We start from the raw sequence: 22,291 nt of genomic DNA, 5'->3' as shown, positions 1-22,291 counted from the left end.
GGGATTCAATTTATTTCAGGTACCACATTAAGGTATTCTGATTGTCGGCACCGAAAACCGAAACGGCTTTTTGATAGTTAACGCGGTTTTTTGCACTTTCCGAGTCAGGGTAGGTATAACGTTTAGGGATTCCTCTTCCGGCTGCAAGCGGACCGGTAACAAAAGCTGGGTAGCCGGTACGGCGCTGATCAAACCATCCTTCTGAGCCTTTAAATAACATGGCCAGCCATTTTTGGGTAATCAACTGTTCAAGTGTGCCATCATATTTTACCAATGGCTGATCGTAATAGCTCTGAACTGCTGTTACGGCATAACTGCTCATCGATTCCCTGATGCCTTTATAGTACAACGATTCTGCCGTTTCTCCACCTACGGTGAGTTTGCCTTTCTGTACGGCTTCTGCCAAAATAAAACATTGCTCGGTATAGGTTATCAGGCTGGCTTTTAACAATGGATTTGAAGTGCCGCCATTTTTTCTGAAGAAAGAAGAAGAGAAAACCGAAACATGATCTTCGCCACCGTTATAAGCTGAAGGTGCATCGATAGCATTTGGAACACCCACATACCTGTTCAGATCAACGGTAGATCCGGTTGCACTTTTAACAGGTTCTACCCAAATAGCCAACCTTGGATCGTTTCTTTGAATCAGCCTGTCTGCCAGTTCCTTGCTTACCTTTGTTTTTAAATAGTCGAAGTCGATCATGGCCAGAGGACCACCTGGCCAGCTATATGCGGCAATATTGCCCAAATAAGCTATTTCTGCGTTATCGGTACTATTTTCAAAAATTGGAAAGGCAGTTTTATCATTAACAATTTCCTGCATTTCGGTAAAGGCCGGTGTATAGTTTTTGGAGATACGTAACAACATCCGGAGGCGCAGCGAATTGGCAAACTTCCGCCAGGCAAGTGCCTTGCCTTTAAACATTACATCCCCCTTGGCATTAATCTCCTGAGTATTGCCTTTTAACATATCATTGGCTTCCCTTAATTCTTTCAATAAATCAGGGTAGATGGCTTTCTGCTGGTCGTATTCGGGATAGATGAGATTGGCCTCTTTAGATTTAAGTGCCTGCGAATAAGGGATATCTCCATACAGATCAGTAAGATAAGCAAAGTTGAAAGCCTTCATGATTTTGCTGATGGCAACATATTGATTCTCTGAACGTTTTTGTGCAGTTTCCATTAAGGTTTTGTTCACCGCTAAACGGGCATAAATATCGTCCCAGTCAACTGGCCCCCAATCCAACAGGTCGTAACCCGTATTGCGCACCAATGTAAGGTAACGTGCAGCTGAAGCCGGCCTTCTGCTAACTGCGTTTTCCTGATAGGCATATGCCGTAGAAACCAATACATCCGACATTAAAAACTCGGTATTTGTGGTTTCCGGTGCATTTGGGTTGGTATTTATATCTTCAAAATCTTTGGTACAGCCCGCTAATAATGCTACCAGCGTGAAAAGGAGCGTTGTATATTTGAATTTCATTTTTGTACAGGTTAAAAGTTACAACTTAATTTAAAGCCGAATGAGCGGGTTCCAGGCAGTGTCCAATGGCCTACGCCCAGTTTAAAGCCTTCGGTAACACTCATGGTCGTTTCCGGATCATAACCCAGTCCGTTGGCCGTCCAGGTGTAAAGGTTTCTCCCGATAAGGGATAACGACAGGTTGCTGATGGGCAGTTTACGCGTTACTTTTTTGTCGAATACATAGGTTAAAGAAGCTTCCCTGATTTTCAGGAACGAAGCCGAATAAGTGAGCCTTTCGTAATATTTGTTGTAGGTATTATTGTAAAAATCAGAAGCCGCAATAATCACTGTATTTTGGGTGAGGTTACCATTTGCATCGGCGATAAAACCCGGGATAATCATCCCGTCATTCCGTTTTCTGCCCTGCGAGTCTGTCCATGGTAAACCACCTGTTTCTGCATCCCTTCCAATCAGGGTGTTATCTGTCAAACCGGCGTTAATCAGGCTTTTAACAACATATGAATAAAAATTACCACCTTTACGCCAGTCTAGAAGCACGTTTAAAGTGAAGTTTTTATAACTGAAAGTATTGTTAAAACCAACAGTAAAATCGGGGTTATAGTTTCCTACCTTGATGTATTCAGTATTGTTACGGATGTAATGTCCGGTTTTATCTAATAAAGCAGCTCCCGCATTTGGTCCGCTGGTTACTTTGGTGTAACTCGGGGTATAGAAGTCGCCGATCTTGGTGCCTTCTTTGATCAGGTAACGGATATTGTCCCCATCGGCACTGCCCATAGAGTACTCTTTCAGGCCTTCTGATAACTCAATTACCTTGTTCTCGTTTTTGGTAAAGTTTACATTAGTTTCCCATTTAAAAGCTCCATCAAAAGGAACTGCATTTAAGCCGATTTCCCAGCCACTGTTCTGGATATTTCCGGCATTAATCAACCGGTTGGATGAGCCTGAGGCAATGGTGGTTGGGATGTTGATGATCTGGTTTCTTTTGTTTGTTTTATACCACGTTATATCGATGCCCACGCGGCTTTTAAAAAAGCGCAGGTCTCCACCGAATTCGTAAGAAGTAGCAATTTCAGGTTTCAGAAAGTTGTTTTTGAGGTTAAACTCAATGGTCGCTCTTTTTACATCTCCCCAGTCCTGGTTAAAAGGGATGGTGTTATATAGCTGATAAGGATCGGTATCACTACCTACCTGTGCCCAGTTTGCCCTAAGTTTAGCAAACGAAAGCACATCTGATCTGATCTTGAACACATCGGTTACAATGGTACTTAACGATACAGAAGGATAAAAATAAGAATTGTTTCCGGCAGGGAGCGTGCTCGACCAATCGTTTCTGCCTGTTACATCAAGAAAAACCATATCCCTGAACGATACCTGGCCAAGACCATAAATACTATTGATGCGTTTACGGGAATTGTATTGCGAATTTACAACGGTACCCGCCTGTGCATTGGCGATATTGTAAACACCAGGGATACTCAGACTCTCTGTTTTCTGCGCGGTTGATCTGTTGGTCTGATCCATTTGGTTCCCTCCCGCAGAAAGGCTCAACGACCAGTCCTGATTCAATAATTTTTTATAACTCAGTAAAAAATCGGTGTTCTGTTCCTTAAAAAAGGAGTTATCTACCCCATATCCACCAAATTTAAACCGTTTTGAGCTAAAGGGACGTTTGGTTTCGTGTTCTTCATTGTACATATCGAGTCCGGTACGCACCATTAAGCTTAAGTTTTTGGTGATGTCATAAACAGCTTGTACGTTTCCTGTTAACCGGTTTCTATCATAGCCATTGGTGTGCTCGTAAGCCACAAAATAGGGGTTGTCTGAATCATCTGCCGAGAACTGTTCGATATTTTCCCTCCCGGGTTTCCAATAGTTTTTCAGGTCGTTGATGTTCATATTCGGTGGAAGCGAATACAGCATCTGCGTAACACTTTCACGGTAGGCCGATGGCCTGTTGTCGCTTTTATTGTTCACATAACCAATATTGGTGCTGATCTTTAGTTTAGGGTGCAGCACATAGGTGGCAGAAAGGTTAAGCGTATTCCGTTTCAGGTCGGTGTTGGGCACAATCCCTTTATTAGTGAGGTTGGTGTAGGATAAGCGGTAATTTCCATCTGCGTTTTTTCCGCTGATGGAAATATTATTGGTATAGGTTGAGCCGGTTTCGTAAAAATCCTGCGGATTGTTAGGATACGATACCCAATCGGTGGCAATCGGTTTTCCACTTGCATCCAGGGGACTGTTCCATTGCAGGTGTTTTGTACCTGCATCAAGCCTTGGCCCCCACGCAGAAGTGGTAGAAGATGCTGTATCGTCGGTATATTCGCCGCCCCCAAAGGTGTGCTGGAAATGTGGGAACATCCATGCCTGATCGTACATGGCATTTGAGTTAAAGTTTATCCCTAAACCTTTTTTGTTTGCTGAACCACTTTTGGTGGTAATCAAAACTACACCGCTTCCGGCCCTGCTTCCGTATAATGCAGCAGCACTTGCGCCTTTTAATATGGTGATGCTTTCTACATCATCCGGACTGATATCTGCAATTGGACTGCCATAATCAACCGATGATCGGCCAACCTCTGATGTTGCGCGTAGCGAATGTGCTACCGGAACACCATCAACCACAAATAAAGGCTGGTTATCAGTAGCAATGGAAGATTGGCCCCTAATGGTGATAAAAGATGTTGATCCGGGATCTGAACCAGTGCTTACCACATTTACCCCGGCTACTTTTCCGGCGAGTGAATTCACTACATTTACTTCTTTTACGGTATTTACATCACTTCCTTTTACGGTAGCTATCGAATAGCCCAATGCCTTTTCAGAACGTTTAATGCCGAGTGCTGTCACCACTACATCGGAGAGTGCAGTTTCATCAGGTGAGAGGCTAACATTCAGTTCAGTCTGGTTTTGAAGTGCGATTTCCTTTGTTTGATAACCGATCATTCTGAAAATCAGCGTAGCTGATTTATCTGTAACACTCAGGTTAAAGTCTCCGTTAAGATTGCTACTGGTAGAGTTGCTGCTGCCTTTTTCGATTACGTTTACACCTGGTAAAGGTAGCCCTTTTTCATCGGTTACCTTTCCGCTCACGCGTACTGATTTTTTAATAATGATCTGATTTCTTTCAATCAGGTAAGTAAGCTGCATGGGGGTTAAAACCCGGTTCAATAAGCTGCTCACGCTTTCGTTATCGGCCTTTAAACCGGTAATATGCTGTTGCGCTACAGCATCTTTATTAGAGTATACGAAATAGAGGCCGGTTTTCTTTTCTATGGTTTTAAAAAGATCAGTCAGGCTTCCCTGTTTTAAATTGATACTTATTTTGGTATTCAGCTGCTGGGCATTTACGGGTGATGCCTGCCCTACAAAGAGCATTACGGAGAGCATGATGTAAATAAGGGTGAAAAAACGCATTGCGCTAAAAATTAATTGACTAGTCACTGCTGACTTTTTCATAACTTTGTATGTTTTAATCTTGATGGGTTAAAATAAAATTTAAAATTTCTTAGCTGCGGCATGCGCCAACATGCTGCAGCTATCTTTTTACTCGTTGTTTAGTTACATTTACCTCCTTTTATATAAATAATCTGTTTGTTTATGGTATAATGGATATCAAGTGTGAGCCCGATGGTTTTCATTACCTCGCTGATCTCCACATTGTCGAATTTTGCAGTAAGTTCGCAGTTTTTGAAAGACTGATCAGTAACCACCTTAACTGCGTATTTGCGTGATATTGTCTGGAATACATCTTCCATTGGTGTTCTGTCGAAATTCATCTTTCCCGTTCTCCAGTCTATCGATGCTTTGGCATCATCGATATTTTCGCGTACCAGGCTTGTAGATTTGATTTCATAAACTACTTTTTGATTTGGTAAAAGATGAATCGCTGCAGATTGCCCGCCAGCTGAATCTCTTGATACGGCTACCTTTCCGGTGATCACGGTTACTTCCGGTTTGTAGCCTTTCCAGGCCCTGATATTAAAACTGGTTCCGAGTACCCTGGTTTGGATATTCTGACTCTTCACTACAAATGGATGTGCCGGATCTCTTTTTACTTTAAAGAAAGCCTCTCCATTAAGCTTAACTGTTCTAATATCGGCATGTTTCAGGTTTTGCGGAAAGCTAATGCTGCTACCCGAGTTGAGCCATATCTCAGAACTATCCGGAAGCATTACGCTAATAATTTTGCCAGGATCCGCTGTTTTAGTTGTCCAAACTACCGGGCTTTGGGTAATGGTTAATGGCTTTTTATTTCCGGCGACAAAAAATATCAGGGCGCCTATAACTGCAGCAGCAGTTGCGGCTGGCCACCATTTTAATATTTTAAATTTTCTGATTGGAGTCTGATTTAGCTGTTCTTTGATGCTGGCAAAACTTTCCTTCCACGATCCGTCATCCGGTAGTTGTGCCGTGTCTTGCCATAGTGCTAATGCCTCTTGCAATTGCTCCATCCGATAGGGATCGTTACCTGCCCAATCATTAAGCTTTTCTTCGAGCAGTTTTATTTCGGTATTGCTGCTGCGAGGGTTTTCCTTCACAGCCAAATATTCGAGTACCAATTTCCAGGTTTCCTGATCCATTCATATGCTTTTATACTTACAAGACAAGAATAGTGAAAGCACTACGGGTTCAAAAATGTTAACTTTGCGTTAAGAAATTATTAAGCGAAATTTTACCTGAATTCAGATCTGTTTTTTAATACTTTTTGTTGGAGAAATTGAAAACCTTTCACCAGGTGGTCTTCTACGGTCCTCACAGATATATCGAGTAAAGCTGCAATTTCTTTATAGCTAAAGCCATCGATTCTATATAGGTAGAAAATAAGCCGACGGCGTTCAGGCATCTGATCAATAAGTGCATAAAGTATCCTGTTGCGGTCTTTATTTTGAAAAGCCTGCGCAGGGGTTTCTTTCAGGTCTATAATTTCAGTGGCTTCTTCTTCGCTATCGATGTGCCAAAGATTTGCTTTGGGTGTTTTATGGTAGTTGGTAGCTGCATTTTTGATGGCACGGAAAAGGTAGGCTTTTTCGTTAGAGATGATTGTGCCGTTTTTCCAGATGGATATAAACACATCATTCAGGATAATCTGCGCGTCTTCCATATCCTTTACCAGATAAATAGCGTACTTTTTCAGCGTGGGGTACATACGGCGATAAAGGTCTTCGAAAGATTTTTCATCAAACATCTTTTCCTCATTATCCTTAAAACCGGCAGTATTGTTTTCGCCCATAAATTATTGCGGCAAAATTAGAACTATGGGGTGACATCCATATTAACGGAATATTAAATACGCTTCTTTTGTAAGGAAGCTATTATATATGTTTCTTATACTAATATATTAACTTTGAAAAATGAGCTCCAATCGTGTTATATTTTTCATATTTAATAACGTTCACCTTCTGGATCTGGCTGGCGCAGTAACTGTTTTTTATGAATCAGGGTGCTGCGGAAAACATTATGATATCCACTATGTTTCGCCTTACAACAATCCTGGAAGCTCATCCGGTCTTGGATTTACAAATGTTGAGCCACTCAGTTCGGTAACAGTTCGTACGGATGACATTGTCATTGTAGCCGGAATGGAAATTGAAAAATGGAACAGGACGGATGACCACCTGTGGGTACCTTGGTTACAGCGTGCTGCTGCAACTGGCGCTACGATATCTTCCATTTGTACAGCAGCCTTTGCTCTTGCTGCTGCAGGGATTTTAAATGGGCAAAATTGTACTACGCATTGGGCATGGACTACAGCTCTACAAAAACAATACCCCCTGCTTAAGGTAATAGAGAATAAACTATTTGTGCAAAGTGGGAGGATCTTCACAAGTGCTGGAATTGCTACAGGTATTGACCTCGCACTCTATCTTGTTGAAGAGCAACACGGAGCAACTTTTGCATGTCTTGTTGCAAAAGATATGGTTGTTTACATACGCAGAGATGGAACGGAGGCACAGAATAGTATTTATCTGCAAAGCAGGCAGCATATTAACCATCACATACATCAGATACAGGATTATATTACTAAGCATTTACGTCATAAAATCACAATCGGTGAATTGGCTGAATTAGTTTTTATCAGTCCGCGGAATCTGACAAGGTTGTTCAAATCTGCAACAGGAACCACCATCGGGCAATATATTCAGTCATTAAGACAAGAAAAAGCAAAGCACCTGCTTAAAACCAAACATAAAGTGGCCTGGGTAGCGAAAGAGTGTGGTTATAATAGCCCTGCTCAGCTCAGGAAGTTAGTTAAAGAAGCAAAAGATTAATATATCGTCATAGATAGAATGGCCGGATTGTTACTATAACTGTCCGGATTTATTTGGTGTATTCAATTAATTTTGGATTAAATAAAATATTTATGAAACAGTTATTACACTTAATCTTTTTTATTCCCTGCTTTGCATTTACACAAGTTTATGCAAACCCACAAGCACATGCAACCTCGTATGTATGTCCGCCTTGTAACCATCCATGTGATACCACTGCTTATCAGCAACCTGGTGTTTGTGCGCATTGTGGGATGACATTAGTCGAGAAAAACGAACAAATATCAAAGGGTCAAAAAATAACAGTTTGCTTTTATTTATATGATGGAGTAGAGGTACTCGACTTTGCAGGACCGATGGAAGTCTTTTCCTATGCAGGATTCAAAATCATTACGGTGGCAAAAACAAAAGCTCCTCTTTTGTCACAGGGAATTTTAAAAATCACTCCGGATTACAGCATTAAAGATGCCCCGCAAGCAGATATTTTTGCGGTATTTGGCGGTTCAGACGAAGTGGCGACAGATGATCCTGAAGTTATTTCCTGGATAAAATCCAGAGACAGTGCCACTAAAAGCTACTTTTCTGTTTGCACCGGGGCGTTTATTCTTGGTAAAGCGGGCCTGCTTGATCAGCTTACCGTTACCACTTTTCATAAAAGTATAACAAATCTTCAAAAGGCTGTACCAAAAGCTAAAGTGCTTCAAAATGTCCGCTATGTGGATAATGGCAGGGTAATCACCACAGCAGGGATATCTGCAGGTATAGATGGAGCTTTGCACCTGGTTTCAAAACTGAGAGGTAAAGAAGCAGCGGAAGCAGTTGCAAAACAAATAGAATATGATAAATATTTGCCTGAGCAAGGTATGGATCTATCGCACCAGGAGTTACCAAAAACTCAAATTTCAAACGATCAGCATTAAAAGTTGATTTGCTAATACTCATTGCCTAAAAAAATGCATAGCCAACCAGTCAGAAATCCTGAAATTGATTTGTTGAATTTTATTTTTTTGATTTCCTGAGATTAATCGTTCTTGTTAAGTTCTATTAGCGCTGCCATATTGGAATTAAAGTTTGCCAAATCCTTATCCAACATAGAGAAGAATGCTAAATCTGCGTTTTCTACAGCGATAATGGCTTTTTGCAGAACGGTTTCCCCAGTCTCAGTTAAACTGATGGTTTTTGCCCTGGTATCTGTTTTATGCTCCTGTCTGGTAATGATTTTTTTTTCCTCCAGTGTACGCAGTACTTTCGATACCATCATCCGGTCTGCGTTGCCCTGGTTGGCAATATCTACCTGGGTAACATTGTCACTTTCTTTGGAAAGCCAGGCCAATGCGCAAAGCAATGCAAATTGGGTATGGGTAAGGTCTAAAGGATCGAGTACACGCTTTAGTTTACGCTGCCATAACATGGTCAGCTGCCCCAGCAGATAGCCAGGACTATCCAGCGGGCTCTTGAAATGGAATTCTATTTTCTCAGGCATAGTCTTGTATTAACATTTGTGAGGATATCAGTTCAAAATCGTGGTATTTGATTTCAAAAAAACCAAAGCGGAATGGATAACCCCAGCTTTTTTTGTTAGGGATGAAATCCAGTTCAGCTATCAAAGGTAGGATAGAAATATCTTTACCAGGCAAAAATTCGATATTTCGTCTTGAGGGACAGAAATCTTCAGAAACCTGGAACTGGTAAGTCTGCTCATCTATTACCTTACCAATTGCGGTAAATTGCTGGCAGGGCTGCGGCTTTCCCATTGTCTGTTTGCTGGAGTAGTAGATAATGAAATCACCCTTATGCATCCTTCTTAGCGGGGATGCCTTTCCGTGACAGGCCTGTGCAAAGCCCTCAGCTATGCCATTTTTAACATGGTCTTTAGAGGCTACGATAATCCAGTATTTTGTATCTTGATTTTCCATGCTACGGGGTACTTAGTTTGGTTGCAGAAAAGTGATGTGATATCCGTCAGGATCTTTTACAATCAGTATTCTTCCGAATGGAGTGTTGCTAATCGGCCCCAGAAGTGGAACTTCTCTTTCAGTTAGCGTTGTTTGCAGTTCTTCGATATCTCCGTCAATGGCAAACCATAGCGATACACCGATACCAGGTTCTTTGCCTGTTAAATCTACCAGAGGTTTTCGGATGGCAAAGCTTGCTTCTCCTTCATTATATTTGAAAATACAGGCTGCAGGATTAACAACAGCTATTTCAAAGCCGAGTTTACTGGTGTAAAAATCTTTTGAAATCTCTAAATCCCTAACCTGGAGGGAAGCAAAATCTAATTTTCTCATGCGGTTATTTATTGTTGTCGCAAATATAGTATATACGACAACAATATGCATATGTTTTTAAATTTAATTATAGTCTCATCTCAATAACCGTGATTTGCAGAAGCATAAAGACCGTTAGGCCAGGGTTAGCAGGCCGTTGCATTTATGGTTTTTGAAAAAAATTGCAGTTGGTTATACTGATCAGGTTCAGGTAGAATTATATTATATTTACGTTTCAGTTTCTTATGTCATGAAATTCACCAGAATATCTCCTCATCCAGGTCTTGAAAAATTTATTGAATGTTACTGGATGATGCAATGCGATGATGTTGAGCCGCGGGTTGAGAAAATTATTCCAGATGGATTTACAGAACTTATTTTTAACTACGGTAGTGTTTACAAGGCTAAAATAAACGGAACATGGTATACACAAACACCAAATTTGCTTGCTGGGCAGATCAGTAGCTATTTTTACCTCGAAAACACGGCCGAAACAGGCTCTTTTGCTATCAAACTGAAACCTGCAGCTATGACCCAGCTCTTCGGACTCAATATGGAACATTACCTCGATCAGATCATTGATCTGGATACTTTTGCTGATCCGGCACTGGTGAAGTTAAAGGACCGGTTTCTTCCTTTTGAAAACGAGCACAGTCTTAAAAAGCGTCTGGATGATCATTTTCTTTTGCTCAGCAATACTGCAGCCGAAAATCCATTGGAGAGCGTGCTCGAGCTCATTTTTAATTCAAATGGCAAAGCTACTATTAAGGAGCTTTGCGAAACCGGAAAAATGAGTGAGCGTCAGCTTCAGCGGCTTTTTAAAAAATACATAGGTCTTTCTCCAAAATATTATGCCAGAGTTATCCGTTTCAATTATATCTTTCAGTTGATCAAGGAGAAAAAACAAAGCTGGGTAGAAATTGTCTACGAATCAGGTTACTATGACCAATCTCATTTTATCCGCAATTTCAAAGCCTTTACAGGTGAAGATCCATCTGCTTATTTTTTTGAGGCACCTAGTATGGCCAATTTCTTTCTCAATAAATAATTTCCATACAGGCGTCGGTTTTGTACAATACCATAACACTGGTCAGTTGTATTTTTGAAAGAAAAAACTATGAAAATTCTACGACTTCACATGATCATTTCTGTTGTATTCAGCCTGGGTATGATGAACCTTGCTAAGGGACAGGAAAGTACAACGCAAAAATTTAAAAAGCTGGAATGGCTTATCGGGAAATGGCAGCGAACAAACTCCAAACCCGGACAATCAGGTTACGAAAATTGGACCAAAGTATCTGAAACCAGATTTATCGGAAAAGGAGTTACGCTTAAAGAAAAAATACCTGTTTTTACAGAAGAACTGGAACTGAGTATTAAAGGAGATGACATCTTTTATACCGTTGTTGTTACCGGTGAGCCAAAACCGGTTGATTTTAAACTTACTGCCATAGGTAAAGATGCTTTTGTTTGCGAAAACCCGGAGCATGATTTTCCGAAAAAGATCGCTTATAAAAGGACTGGTAAAACGGTTAAAGCAATCGTGTCCGGAGATGGAAAAAGCTTAGATTATAATTTTACCCGTAGCCATGATTAATGGCTGTGGAGAGCAAGGGCAAAATTCATAAATGAATAATGTTAAATTTATTAAACCTTACAGTTATTGATAATGAGGTTTAGCACTTCGTCAAATTGAATGATCTGTTGTTCGCTAATGTTTTTTAAGGCTGTTTTACGGTTGTTTTCGATTATAGGTTGCATGTCATGCATTAATTCTACAGCAGTTTTTGCCAGCTTCAGCTTAAATCTTCTACGGTCGGTAGGGTGGGAGAAACGGATCAGGTACTTTTTTTCAACTAATAATTCCACCATTCGGGTAACAGATGCAAAATCTTTAAAAATCGCCCGGGCAATTTGCTGTTGCGTTTGCCCGGGATGATTATGAATGGCTTTTAATAACAGCCATTGATCAATAGTGATATTAAAGCCGTTCTTTACAAGTTGCTGCTGTGCAAATTGCCTGTAACTTTTAATCGATCTTTCGAGCGAATAAAACAGGATGTCTTCTAAATTTTCATCATTATTCATCGTTGTACAATTAATGTGTATTATAATAGAATAAATTAACGAGTTTAATAAAAACTTCTCTCGATTCAAAAAAACTGTTCATCATAAACAATATGCCTTTTTTTGTTTTCGGGTTAAAGGCAATAAAACTTAATACGCCTTCATCTCCACCTGTATGGTTATAAATAAGCTCTCCTTTCTCTGTACCTCTTAAGAACCAGGTATAATAACCTAAACTGGTTTCATCTGGTGTTAAAAGCTGTACTGCATTTCGTTCAAATACCTGTTTATCTTTAAATTTTCCATTCTGTGTCCAGGAGATTAAAAAGTTGGCAAGCTGTGTTGGTGTAGTATGTAAGGTGCCTGCTGGATAATCAGGGAAACCACCAAATCCCAGAGGGACAAATTTTTTCAGCGAATCGCTATAATTATAAGGCATTGCAAGTTTTGTGGTATCAAGATCTTTTAAATGCCATGCAGCAGTATTCATTTCCAACGGGGTAAATATGTTTTGCTTGCAATACTGTTCAAATGGCATTCCTGATATACGTTCCACTAAATAGCCTACCAGTGATATGCCTATGTTACTGTAATGAAATGCACTGTCGGGTTTTTCCTTAAAAAAGTTTTTATCTGCATTATAATTTTTCCCGCCAATGGCCAGGTAGTCTTTTAAAAAAGTGCCAAGGGGTATAGTTGGGTCTCCTTTTTTTACCAGCCAGAACGGGCCGAGGTAATCTATATTATCCTGAATGGCAGAACGGTGACGGAGTAGTTGAGCGAAAGTAACCGGTAAGTTTGGGTAATTTGGGTTTTTGACCTTAAAAGGCAGGTATTTATTGATGTCATCATCCATTTTAAACTTGCCCTTACTATAAAGCTGCATCAGTGCAGCTGCTGTAACCGTTTTAGAGGTTGATGCAATTACAAAAGTAGTTTGGGCATTTACCTTTTGTTGTTGCTCAATGTTCTGGTATCCGTAATAGCCGGTCCAGATAATTTTACCACTGTCGATAACTGCTGCAGATAAACCTGCAATGTGGTTCTCTGTCATAATCGCTTTAACTGTACTGTCGATTTTGCTGTTTTGAGCCCGACAGATGGTATTGAGACCGAATATTAACGTGAAAAACGAAATACTTAAATAGGAATATTTTTTCATTGGTGTAAATATAATTGATATATCAATTATATTTACATTTTAATCTAATATTTTTGTTTATTACAAAAATCCGGATTTCTATAAAAAGGTTTCTTCTTGTTGATTATCAGCCGCGAATAATTTTATGGTTATCATATTTTAAAAATTGATCCTTTATGGTTTTGGGTGTTAAATTGTGTAGAAACCCGATCAGTTCTGGAAGATAACTTTCAAATGTTGGATATTTTGCCCTGTTCTTTTCATATTCTGTTATTTTTTCTTCTAACAGTGGAATTAACACGCAGCTATACTCACCAATGTGAAGATCTCTTAAACGATCAGCTTCTTTAATGTTGCCATTAGACACTGCAATTCTTATTTCGCCGAGCCTTACTAAATGTTCAATTACGCATACATACCAATCTCTTATACCACGTGAAGCCAATGTATCTTTCAGTTCTTTTATAAATAAAGCGGAGTCAGCCTTAATTTGCTTTTCATACCTTTCGAGCAGCGGATTCACAAAGGAATGTGATATCTCGTGAACGGTAATGAACTGGGTAACGCCACGGTTATCAAAGCCATATTGCCTGTATAAAGGTAGGCTGTCTTGCAATTTTAGCATCTTACTCGAACTCACCACCATTGAAGGAATCTTGCCATCTGGCGATAAAATAACCGGCCCGAATCCCCTGTAACTGTCTTCGCCCGGGGTTATCGGCATGGCGGGCGATATGTATAATTCGTATCGTGGGAATTTTTTTCCGTACCACTTCTCTATGGATGGATAAGCCGATCTGTTGATGTCTTTGGCAATTTCTTCAAGGGCCCCTTTATAAAAGGAACTGTTTTTCTTCAGAAATCCAGCTACATCTGCCTTGATGTAAAACTTTCTTAAGCTATCCGTTAGTTCAGGTAACAAGGTAGTTAGCTTATCAGCCGCAGATGTATTTTTATCACTGGCAAAGCGCGGTCCTTTTGCCGGAAATTCTTTTTGGTTTAACAGATAGTTTAATATCGGCCCGTTATCACCAAGTGAGTCTCTGATCTGTTTGAGTATTTCTGCAGCCCTTATGATTGTCGGGTCGTTTTGATAACGCCGGAAATGTTTAAAGCCAAAATAAACGATAGGCTGATGTGAATAATCAATCCCCTTTATATCAAAAACGTAATTGCCAATACTTTCAACGGCTAATTTTTCCACAAAAAAATAACTTTCAATATTAGGATTTACGCCTATAGTGGCATGTTTAGCTAAACGCACTTTGTATTGACCTAAGGCGCTTATTGTACAGCAGGAAAAAATAATAAGAATATACAAATTTTTCATCTAAAGTAAATTAATCTCTTCTGCTAAAGACGCATTTACCATGTGAAAGGTTGCAGGCATCAGCTTTTATAACGGATTGAATAATTCCCTAAAACCCATATAGTCTTAGAGAATATTATTCAGATCGTTAATCCTTATTTAACTATTTACGTTTTTTAGCATCACCAATGGTTTTAATCCATTCAAGCGCGTAGTTAAGTGGTTCAGGGGATTTAGAGGAAGCGGTGTTGTGGCCCAGCGCCGGAAACAACTGATATTGATAAGGTTTACCTTTTGCCTTAAGCGTATTGAGGTGTTCTATTGATAAGCCTACCGGAATTTGGATGTCTTTGCCGCCAAAAATCCAAAGCCCCGGGGTTGCGAGTTTTGCTAGGGCATCGCGGGGATCGGTTCCGGCAAACTGATACCGGTCTGGATCGGTATTGATGTGTTCACGTGCCTCGGCTTCAGTATGTGTTTCCCAAAAGCTGGATTTACCCTGTGTATAAAACTGAAACCGGAGCTGTTCGAGCGTGGTAACAACCGGTCCGCTAAACAATATCATGAAGTTTACATGATGGTTTTTCTTTGCGGCCAGAGGAATGACCCAGCCAGCCTGGCTAAAGCCCATTAAACCTAAAGGCAGGTGTTGAGTTGGCAGATGTGCCAAAAGTATGTTTGAGGCGGCACTAGCATCTAAAGCCAGTAGGTTGAGGTTGGCAGAATCAATGTTATTGGTTCCTACTTCTGGTCCGGCATAAACACCGCCCGATTTTCCAACGCCGCGTTTGTCGTAGGTTAATACCGCGATGCCATTTTTCGCCAAAAGCGATGCCATCCCCGCCATCCTCATTTCCTGGCCAGAGCCATGCACTAAAACTATCGCTGCATGCGCATGTTTTGGTTTAAAGATTGCACCTTCCAATGTGACACCTGCACTCGTAAACTTAATATTTTCTATGGTAAAGTCTGGATTGGAAGTAGAATCTGGCTGGATTTGTGCAAACAGTCCAGAACTGAAGCAGCAGAGCAAAATAAGTAAACGGGATTTCATTGTCGTTAATTTGGGGTTATATTATTGTTTAAATGTGCTGCAATATATCCTGATCTGCACATTGTAAAAGATAAATGTGATGGAATAGGGGATAAATGTGATGAAAGACGGTTTTGTGTTATATGTGTGCAATCAGCTCGGCTCTTCTGTTGATAGATCATATGGATATCAATGGTTAGGCAAAATTTATCTTATTGATTTTTAATCTTTTCGGATCAATTTTCCAGCGTCCATGCAACATTATATAAACTTTTGCATCTAGTAGGCATAAGAACAGAAATGTTTTACACACCGGAAAAAAATCTTTTTATGAGCAGATACTTTTTAATGATCTGTATTGTTATTCAATGCAGTCTTACCTGGGGCACTTTACATGCCCAGGAAAACAAATATCAGGTAAGCGGCATGATTATAGACAGCCTGACCCAAAAACCAGGTGAATACTTTACCGTTGCCATTAAAAAAGATTCACTAGTAATTAAAAGTGTTGTTTCTGATGGACTGGGAAAATTTTCGTTTTCAGGAATAGGCCAGGGAGAATATAAGATCCTGATCGGATCTTTGGGCTACAAGCCTAAACAGCTTGTTGTTAAGTTAACTGCTCATACCGATCTGGGTAAAATTAATATGACCTCTGCCGGCAATGAGCTGGGAGAGGTTTCCATTGCCGGAAGTAAGCCGCTAATTAAACAGGAATCCGACCGTATTGTGTATGATATCCAGGCAGATGCAGAGAGCAAAGTACTGTCGGTTATGGATATGATGCGTAAAGTCCCCCTTTTGTCGGTTGATGCGGATGATAACGTAAAGCTGAAAGGGACAGGCAATTACCGCATCCTGATTAATGGCAAACCGTCGGGCATTCTAACCCGTGACCCTAAGGAGTATCTGAAAAGTATGCCTGCTGCCGGCGTGCAGAAAATAGAAGTAATCACCACCCCGCCATCAAAGTATGAAAGTGAAGGGTTATCAGGTATCATCAATATCATCACTTCCAGAAAAATGGAAAACGGTTATAATGGAAACCTGAACGCACGTTATCAGTTCCCGGGTGGACCGAGCGGAAATGGAAATTTTACCATCAAACAGGGAAAATTCGGTGCTAACCTATATGGTGGAACAGGCGTATGGCAGGTTGATGGCATAAAAATGAGCGATATCCGTAATAGCAGGGGTACCCAAATACCTTCCAGCCTTTATTCACTGGGTTTTCAGAAAATGGACAATAAATGGAGGTGGGGTGGCGGAGAGCTAAGCTATGAGATTGATTCGCTCAATCTGATCACCGTTGAAGTTAACCCTTACGGTGGTTATAACCAGCAGAACCTGATGCAGCATTTTGACATCATGGACGGAGCGGCATTAACAGCTTACGACATGGGCAGCGGCATCAGGTATGAGTGGGGCGGAACCGACTATACTTTCAACTACCAAAAAGGTTTTGCAGGTAAAAAGGAGCACCTGCTTACCTTCTCTTATAAATTTTTTAATAGTTCGGAACCACAGCTAAACGATGTCATGTTTAGTAATAAAATAAACTTTACCGGCCCGGATTATAAACAGGAAAATACCAGCAGATCAAAGGAGCAGACTATCCAGGTAGATTATGTGAATCCCTTTAAAAAACTTACCATTGAGGCCGGAGTGAAGGCAATTTTAAGGAACGGGGAGAGCAATTTCCAGTACCTCAATTTTAATCCCGCACAGAATATCTACCAGCTCGATCCTGCGCAGAGTAATGTTTATGGCAATGACCAGAATATTTTTGGGGTTTACAATACTTATATCTTAAAACTTAAAGACTGGACTTTTAAGGCGGGAGCCCGTTTGGAAGGAACCTATGTAACGGGCAACTTTGAAAGTACAAATACGACTGTTAAAACAGATTATTTTAACCTGATCCCATCGGTTTCATTTAACAGAACTTTGAAAAACAGTCAAAGCATCAGCCTGGGTTTCACCCAGCGAATCCAGCGTCCGGGGATATGGGACCTGAATCCATTTGTCGACAAATCAAGGCCAAACTTTGAATATTTTGGTAACCCTGATCTTAAAGCTACATTAAGCAATAACTTCGAGCTGACTTATAGTAATTTCAAAAAAGGATCGCTCAATTTAAGCCTGAGCTATAATTTTGCCAACAATACCCAGCAGCAGGTATTTGAATATCTTCCTGCCGAAAACCTAACCAGGGTAACTTCTTTCAATATTGGTAAAAGCAGGTTACTGGGTACAAATGCAAACTTCAATTATCCCATTACGGCTAAATGGAACCTCAATGTAAGTGCAAACCTGAACTACATCTGGCTGGAAGGAATGATTAATGGCGTGCTTGCAAAAAATAGCGGCTTAACGGGCTATTCGAGCTTTACCACCAGTTACAAGTTTGAAAAAACCTGGAAAACAAGCGTATCCTTCAATTATGGGGCACCCGATGTGATGTTACAGGGACAGTCGAATTATTATTATTATCTGGGTTTTAGCGGTAGTAAAGACATCATTAAAGATAAACTAACCTTCTCTGCCATGGTTGCTAATCCCTTCCAAAAGTACAGGGCTTACAGAAGCTACACCGAAGGGGTCAATTTTACCCAGGAACGTATCCGCGAAAATCCTTTCCGGCGCATCAGTTTTGGGCTCAACTGGAAATTCGGAAAACTCAAGGGATCGATTAAAAAGAGCGAACGCAGCATTAGTAATGATGATACCAAAAAATCGTCTAATTAAATAAAGAGCGATTTTGGAGACTGATATTGATACGCTGCGATTAATCGTCATTCCCCAGGGCTTACCTTAGAAAAACACTATAGTGGTGATGGTATTTTTAGGTGGGTCGTCATTTCGACCGCAGTGGAGAAATCTATAAACTATGTAAAAAGATTACTCTCAAGACTTTAACGTCGGGACTGTGCTCCATTCGAAATGACGATCAATTTTTGGAATCTGCTGCTAGTAGAGATAATTGATTGTACAAAAGCTATAATTTACGCGCTTTCCTTTATCTTTGCCGCCAATTAATATTCCAACTTCGTGATTAATGTAAATAACATCTCCGTTTCATTTGGCGGAACCACGCTTTTTAGCGATGTAACCTTTTCGATAAACGAGAATGATAAAATTGCCCTTATGGGTAAAAATGGTGCGGGAAAGTCGACCATACTTAAAATTATTGCCGATGCATCCAAACCTACTTCCGGTAGCGTAACTGGCCCTAAAGAAGCTGTAATTGCTTATTTACCACAGCATTTGCTTACACAGGATAATGTAACCGTTTTTGAAGAAACGATGAAAGCCTTCGCAGAGGTAAACCGAATGCAAAAGGAGCTCGACGAACTGAATGAACAGCTTACTATCCGTACGGATTACGAAAGCGACGATTATATGAAACTCATTGAGCGTGTATCGGAACTGAGTGAGAAATTTTATTCGATCGAAGAGACAAATTACGACGCAGAGGTAGAGAAAGTGTTAAAAGGTTTGGGTTTTGAGCGTAAAGATTTTACCCGTCAAACTTCCGAATTTTCGGGCGGATGGCGTATGCGTATTGAGTTAGCCAAGATTTTATTAAAAAAACCGGATCTGATCTTACTGGATGAGCCAACCAACCACATGGATATCGAAAGCATTCAATGGCTGGAAGATTTTCTGATCAATTCGGCAAAAGCTGTGATGGTGATCTCGCACGATCGTGCCTTTGTAGATAACGTTTCTAACCGCACCATTGAGGTTACCATGGGTAGAATATACGACTATAAAGCCAAATACAGCCATTACCTTCAGCTGCGGGCCGACCGACGTATCCATCAATTAAAAGCTTACGAAGAACAACAGCGTTTTATTGCCGATAATCAGGAATTTATAGACCGGTTTAGGGGTACTTATTCTAAAACCCTGCAGGTGCAATCGCGTGTAAAAATGCTTGAGAAGCTGGAAGTAATTGAAATCGATGAAGTGGATACTTCAGCATTGCGGCTAAAGTTCCCGCCATCACCACGTTCTGGCCAATACCCGGTAATGGTAGAAGAACTGACTAAAACTTATGGTGATCATGTTGTTTTCGAAAAAGCATCAATGGTGATCGAGCGGGGAGAAAAAGTAGCCTTTGTTGGTAAAAACGGTGAAGGTAAATCGACGATGATTAAAGCCATTATGGGGGAGATCAATTTTGAAGGAGGTTTAAAAGTAGGGCACAATGCAAAAATCGGGTACTTTGCCCAAAACCAGGCGGCGCTGCTTGATGAAAGTTTGACCGTATTCGAAACCATCGACCAGATTCCATTAAGTGATGGTACTATAAAAATCAAAGATCTTTTAGGTGCTTTTATGTTTAGTGGTGATGATACAACAAAAAAAGTTAAGGTACTTTCTGGTGGCGAAAAAACCCGTTTGGCGATGATTAAATTGCTGTTAGAGCCCGTAAATGTATTGATTCTGGATGAACCAACCAACCATTTGGACATGAAAACCAAAGACATTATTAAAGATGCGCTGAAAGATTTTGACGGCACTTTGATTTTGGTATCGCATGATCGGGATTTCCTGGATGGATTGGCAACAAAAGTATTTGAATTTGGTAATAAACGTGTTCGTGAGCATTTTGAAGACATCAAAGGCTTCCTGGCCTATAAAAAAATGAATAGTTTAAAGGAAATCGAACAAAACTAAACAGATTTCTTACTCTATTGTAAAAGCAGCTCTGAAAAGAGCTGCTTTTCTTGTTTTAAATGGTTTTTTCGGATGATCAGGATCCTGAAATGGCTATTTTTGTTTATAAAAGAAAAAATTATGAAAATAATACTGATGCTGATCCTCAGGCTGTCCTTTCTTCAGGTATCTTATGCCTTTACGCAGCCTGAAACTAAAGATATCTTGCGCCTGAAATATGGTTCGGCAGCACAGCATCAACTGGATCTTTTCCTTCCCGCCACCTATACTAAAAATACGGCCGTTATTATATTACTCCATGGCGGTGCATGGATGATGGGAGGGAATGAGTACACCGATAAAACAGCGAAGGATTTACGCAACAGGGGTTTTATTGTAGCCAATGTTGACTACCGTTACGTAAGTGAAAATGTAAATGGCCAAGATCTTCTTTCCGACATTGATCATGCCCTGGCATTTATACAGCGAAAATCACTGGAATACCATTTTAGATCAAAAGGTTATCACCTGGCAGGAATCAGCGCCGGCGCTCATCTGGCTTTGCTGTATGGATATACCAGCAGTAAAAATATCAGATCAATCACTGCGCTTTGCCCTCCTGTACGTCTTGATGATCCCGAAACGATGAAAGCACTTCAAAAAAATAATCTTGTTAAAAATGTTGAACTTTTGGCCGGAGCAAAATATATCTCCAATGAAAAAATAAATGTGAAATTTACCGAGGTAAGTCCTTATACTTATATAAAGGCGATCCCCACCTTGCTCTTTCATGGTGATAAAGATGAACTGGTACCAGATAATCAGTCTAAATTTTTGTTTAAACTATTGAAGGAAAAGAAGTTTGCAGCGAAATTTGTTCCTATGTTGGGCAAGGGTCATGATTGTGGTATGAACCAACCCGATAGCGAAAAAATAGTTTTGGACGAAATAGAACGCTGGGTTAAAAAATTTAACTAGTATAAACGAGATGAAATTAATTACCAGGCTAGCGGAAAAACTGCTAGCCTGGTAACTATTATAATTATGCCTTTATAAAATCAAGCAGATCTTTGTTGATTGTTTCGGCCTCCGTTGTAGGCATTCCATGTGGGAAACCTGGATAGGTGATCAATTTGCCGTTTTTGACCAATTTTGCGGCCTTTACACCTGTAATTTGATAAGGAACGATCTGGTCATCTTCGCCATGCAATATTAACACCGGAACATCAACGCTTTGAAGATCTGCTGTGAAATCGGTCTCAGAAAATGCTTTGATACAATCATAATGTGCTTTAATTCCGCCCATCATGCCCTGGCGCCACCAATTATCTCTAACACCCTGCGATACTTTAGCGCCTTCACGGTTAAAACCATAAAATGGCAAAGTAAAATCCTGAAAATACTGAGGTCTGTTAAAAGCAGTTCCCTGGCGGATCTCATCAAATATCTCCATTGGAATACCGTCAGGATTGTTTGCTGTTTTGGCCATGATCGGCGTAACGGCACTAATCAGCACGGCTTTGGCTACGCGCCCTTTCCCGTGTTTAGCTACGTATCTGATCACCTCTCCTCCACCTGTAGAATGGCCAATGTGGATCGCGTCTTTTAAATCAAGTGCATTGGTCAGTTCTGCTACATCTGCTGCATAAGTGTCCATATCATGCCCTTGTGCAGTTTGGCTGGAGCGTCCGTGCCCGCGGCGGTCGTGAGCAATAACCCTGTAGCCCTTTTCCAGGAAAAACATCATCTGCCCGTCCCAGTCATCGCCCGATAAAGGCCATCCATGATGGAAAACAATAGGCTGACCCGTTCCCCAGTCTTTGTAGTAGATTTCGGTTCCGTCTTTTACTTTAATTGTACTCATGCTGTGTTGTTTTAATGTTATGGTGGATAAAGTTGATTAAAACGCATCATCAGGAAAAAGCATCATAACAGTCTTAAAAGCTTTTTCCGTTCAGTTTATTTAGTGCCCCTGGCAAATCAAAACGCTTTGTTAGAGTTTAAATTTAGGATGTCCCAAAGGCCGGTTTTTTGATAATCAAAACTAAC

General features: G+C 40.5%; 19 protein-coding genes. 7 read left to right on the top strand and 12 right to left on the bottom strand.

What is annotated here, in order from left to right:
* Positions 1 to 10: 10 nt before the first annotated feature.
* The 4 genes from U859_RS0125045 to U859_RS0125030 all read right to left on the bottom strand — a co-directional run bounded on the left by U859_RS0125045 (position 11) and on the right by U859_RS0125030 (position 6,721).
* On the bottom strand, positions 11 to 1,483 hold the full coding sequence (locus U859_RS0125045) for a SusD/RagB family nutrient-binding outer membrane lipoprotein (RefSeq protein WP_025146001.1): 1,473 nt from the start codon (positions 1,481 to 1,483) through the stop codon (positions 11 to 13).
* Positions 1,484 to 1,494: 11 nt separating this feature from the next.
* Positions 1,495 to 4,947: a SusC/RagA family TonB-linked outer membrane protein gene (locus U859_RS0125040; RefSeq protein ID WP_084153151.1), complete on the bottom strand. Its 3,453-nt coding sequence runs from the start codon at positions 4,945 to 4,947 to the stop codon at positions 1,495 to 1,497.
* Positions 4,948 to 5,045: 98 nt separating this feature from the next.
* Positions 5,046 to 6,071, bottom strand: a complete 1,026-nt coding sequence (locus U859_RS0125035) for a FecR family protein (RefSeq protein ID WP_025145999.1) — start codon at positions 6,069 to 6,071, stop codon at positions 5,046 to 5,048.
* 92 nt (positions 6,072 to 6,163) lie between these two features.
* Positions 6,164 to 6,721, bottom strand: a complete 558-nt coding sequence (locus U859_RS0125030) for an RNA polymerase sigma-70 factor (RefSeq protein WP_025145998.1) — start codon at positions 6,719 to 6,721, stop codon at positions 6,164 to 6,166.
* A gap of 121 nt (positions 6,722 to 6,842) precedes the next feature.
* On the opposite strand from U859_RS0125030, the gene U859_RS0125025 reads away from it, so the two are divergent.
* Both U859_RS0125025 and U859_RS0125020 read left to right on the top strand, forming a co-directional pair.
* On the top strand, positions 6,843 to 7,760 hold the full coding sequence (locus U859_RS0125025; protein ID WP_025145997.1) for a GlxA family transcriptional regulator: 918 nt from the start codon (positions 6,843 to 6,845) through the stop codon (positions 7,758 to 7,760).
* A gap of 92 nt (positions 7,761 to 7,852) precedes the next feature.
* Complete coding sequence (locus U859_RS0125020) at positions 7,853 to 8,680, top strand: DJ-1/PfpI family protein (protein WP_051584775.1); 828 nt, start codon at positions 7,853 to 7,855, stop codon at positions 8,678 to 8,680.
* Positions 8,681 to 8,781: 101 nt separating this feature from the next.
* Here U859_RS0125020 and U859_RS0125015 read toward each other — a convergent pair whose 3' ends face one another.
* Genes U859_RS0125015 through U859_RS0125005 form a run of 3 tightly spaced genes read right to left on the bottom strand, consistent with a single transcriptional unit; the run spans position 8,782 to position 10,048 of the window.
* Positions 8,782 to 9,243, bottom strand: coding sequence for a MarR family winged helix-turn-helix transcriptional regulator (locus U859_RS0125015; protein WP_025145995.1), 462 nt, complete (start codon positions 9,241 to 9,243; stop codon positions 8,782 to 8,784).
* Positions 9,236 to 9,676, bottom strand: a complete 441-nt coding sequence (locus U859_RS0125010) for an EVE domain-containing protein (protein ID WP_025145994.1) — start codon at positions 9,674 to 9,676, stop codon at positions 9,236 to 9,238. Before U859_RS0125010 ends, U859_RS0125015 begins: the two co-directional genes overlap by 8 nt.
* Positions 9,677 to 9,688: 12 nt before the next feature.
* Positions 9,689 to 10,048, bottom strand: a complete 360-nt coding sequence (locus U859_RS0125005) for a VOC family protein (protein WP_025145993.1) — start codon at positions 10,046 to 10,048, stop codon at positions 9,689 to 9,691.
* A gap of 151 nt (positions 10,049 to 10,199) precedes the next feature.
* Here U859_RS0125005 and U859_RS0125000 point away from each other — a divergent pair, with 151 nt between their 5' ends.
* Together U859_RS0125000 and U859_RS0124995 are read left to right on the top strand one after the other, a co-directional pair.
* Positions 10,200 to 11,075, top strand: a complete 876-nt coding sequence (locus U859_RS0125000; RefSeq protein ID WP_025145992.1) for a helix-turn-helix domain-containing protein — start codon at positions 10,200 to 10,202, stop codon at positions 11,073 to 11,075.
* 69 nt (positions 11,076 to 11,144) lie between these two features.
* The gene (locus U859_RS0124995) at positions 11,145 to 11,624 is read left to right on the top strand and encodes a DUF6265 family protein (protein ID WP_162800035.1); all 480 of its coding nucleotides are present in this window, start codon (positions 11,145 to 11,147) and stop codon (positions 11,622 to 11,624) included.
* A gap of 50 nt (positions 11,625 to 11,674) precedes the next feature.
* Here the strand turns inward: U859_RS0124995 and U859_RS0124990 are convergent, their stop codons facing one another.
* The 4 genes from U859_RS0124990 to U859_RS0124975 all read right to left on the bottom strand — a co-directional run bounded on the left by U859_RS0124990 (position 11,675) and on the right by U859_RS0124975 (position 15,598).
* Positions 11,675 to 12,115, bottom strand: a complete 441-nt coding sequence (locus U859_RS0124990; protein ID WP_025145990.1) for a MarR family winged helix-turn-helix transcriptional regulator — start codon at positions 12,113 to 12,115, stop codon at positions 11,675 to 11,677.
* 10 nt (positions 12,116 to 12,125) lie between these two features.
* Positions 12,126 to 13,256 carry a serine hydrolase domain-containing protein gene (locus U859_RS31335; protein WP_051584774.1) on the bottom strand — a complete coding sequence of 377 codons (1,131 nt, stop codon included), beginning with the start codon at positions 13,254 to 13,256 and terminating at the stop codon, positions 12,126 to 12,128.
* 106 nt (positions 13,257 to 13,362) lie between these two features.
* On the bottom strand, positions 13,363 to 14,565 hold the full coding sequence (locus tag U859_RS0124980; protein WP_025145988.1) for a DUF4932 domain-containing protein: 1,203 nt from the start codon (positions 14,563 to 14,565) through the stop codon (positions 13,363 to 13,365).
* Between the two features lie 142 nt (positions 14,566 to 14,707).
* Positions 14,708 to 15,598 (bottom strand): alpha/beta hydrolase family protein, encoded by an 891-nt coding sequence (locus tag U859_RS0124975; protein ID WP_025145987.1) that lies wholly within the window; start codon positions 15,596 to 15,598, stop codon positions 14,708 to 14,710.
* Positions 15,599 to 15,907: 309 nt separating this feature from the next.
* On the opposite strand from U859_RS0124975, the gene U859_RS0124970 reads away from it, so the two are divergent.
* From U859_RS0124970 to U859_RS0124960, 3 genes are all read left to right on the top strand, one after another.
* Entirely contained in the window at positions 15,908 to 18,325 is a 2,418-nt protein-coding gene (locus tag U859_RS0124970) for an outer membrane beta-barrel family protein (protein WP_025145986.1), read from the top strand.
* Positions 18,326 to 18,628: 303 nt separating this feature from the next.
* Complete coding sequence (locus U859_RS0124965; RefSeq protein WP_025145985.1) at positions 18,629 to 20,263, top strand: ABC-F family ATP-binding cassette domain-containing protein; 1,635 nt, start codon at positions 18,629 to 18,631, stop codon at positions 20,261 to 20,263.
* A gap of 120 nt (positions 20,264 to 20,383) precedes the next feature.
* On the top strand, positions 20,384 to 21,220 hold the full coding sequence (locus U859_RS0124960; protein ID WP_162800034.1) for an alpha/beta hydrolase: 837 nt from the start codon (positions 20,384 to 20,386) through the stop codon (positions 21,218 to 21,220).
* A 64-nt stretch (positions 21,221 to 21,284) separates the two neighbouring features.
* Here the strand turns inward: U859_RS0124960 and U859_RS0124955 are convergent, their stop codons facing one another.
* Complete coding sequence (locus U859_RS0124955; RefSeq protein ID WP_025145983.1) at positions 21,285 to 22,106, bottom strand: alpha/beta fold hydrolase; 822 nt, start codon at positions 22,104 to 22,106, stop codon at positions 21,285 to 21,287.
* Positions 22,107 to 22,291 lie beyond the last annotated feature (185 nt).

The organism is Pedobacter jeongneungensis (genome assembly GCF_000633455.1).
Lineage (GTDB): Bacteria > Bacteroidota > Bacteroidia > Sphingobacteriales > Sphingobacteriaceae > Pedobacter > Pedobacter jeongneungensis_A.
The sequence above is the reverse complement of the archived record's forward strand: the minus strand, read 5'-3'. Positions and strand labels throughout refer to the sequence as shown.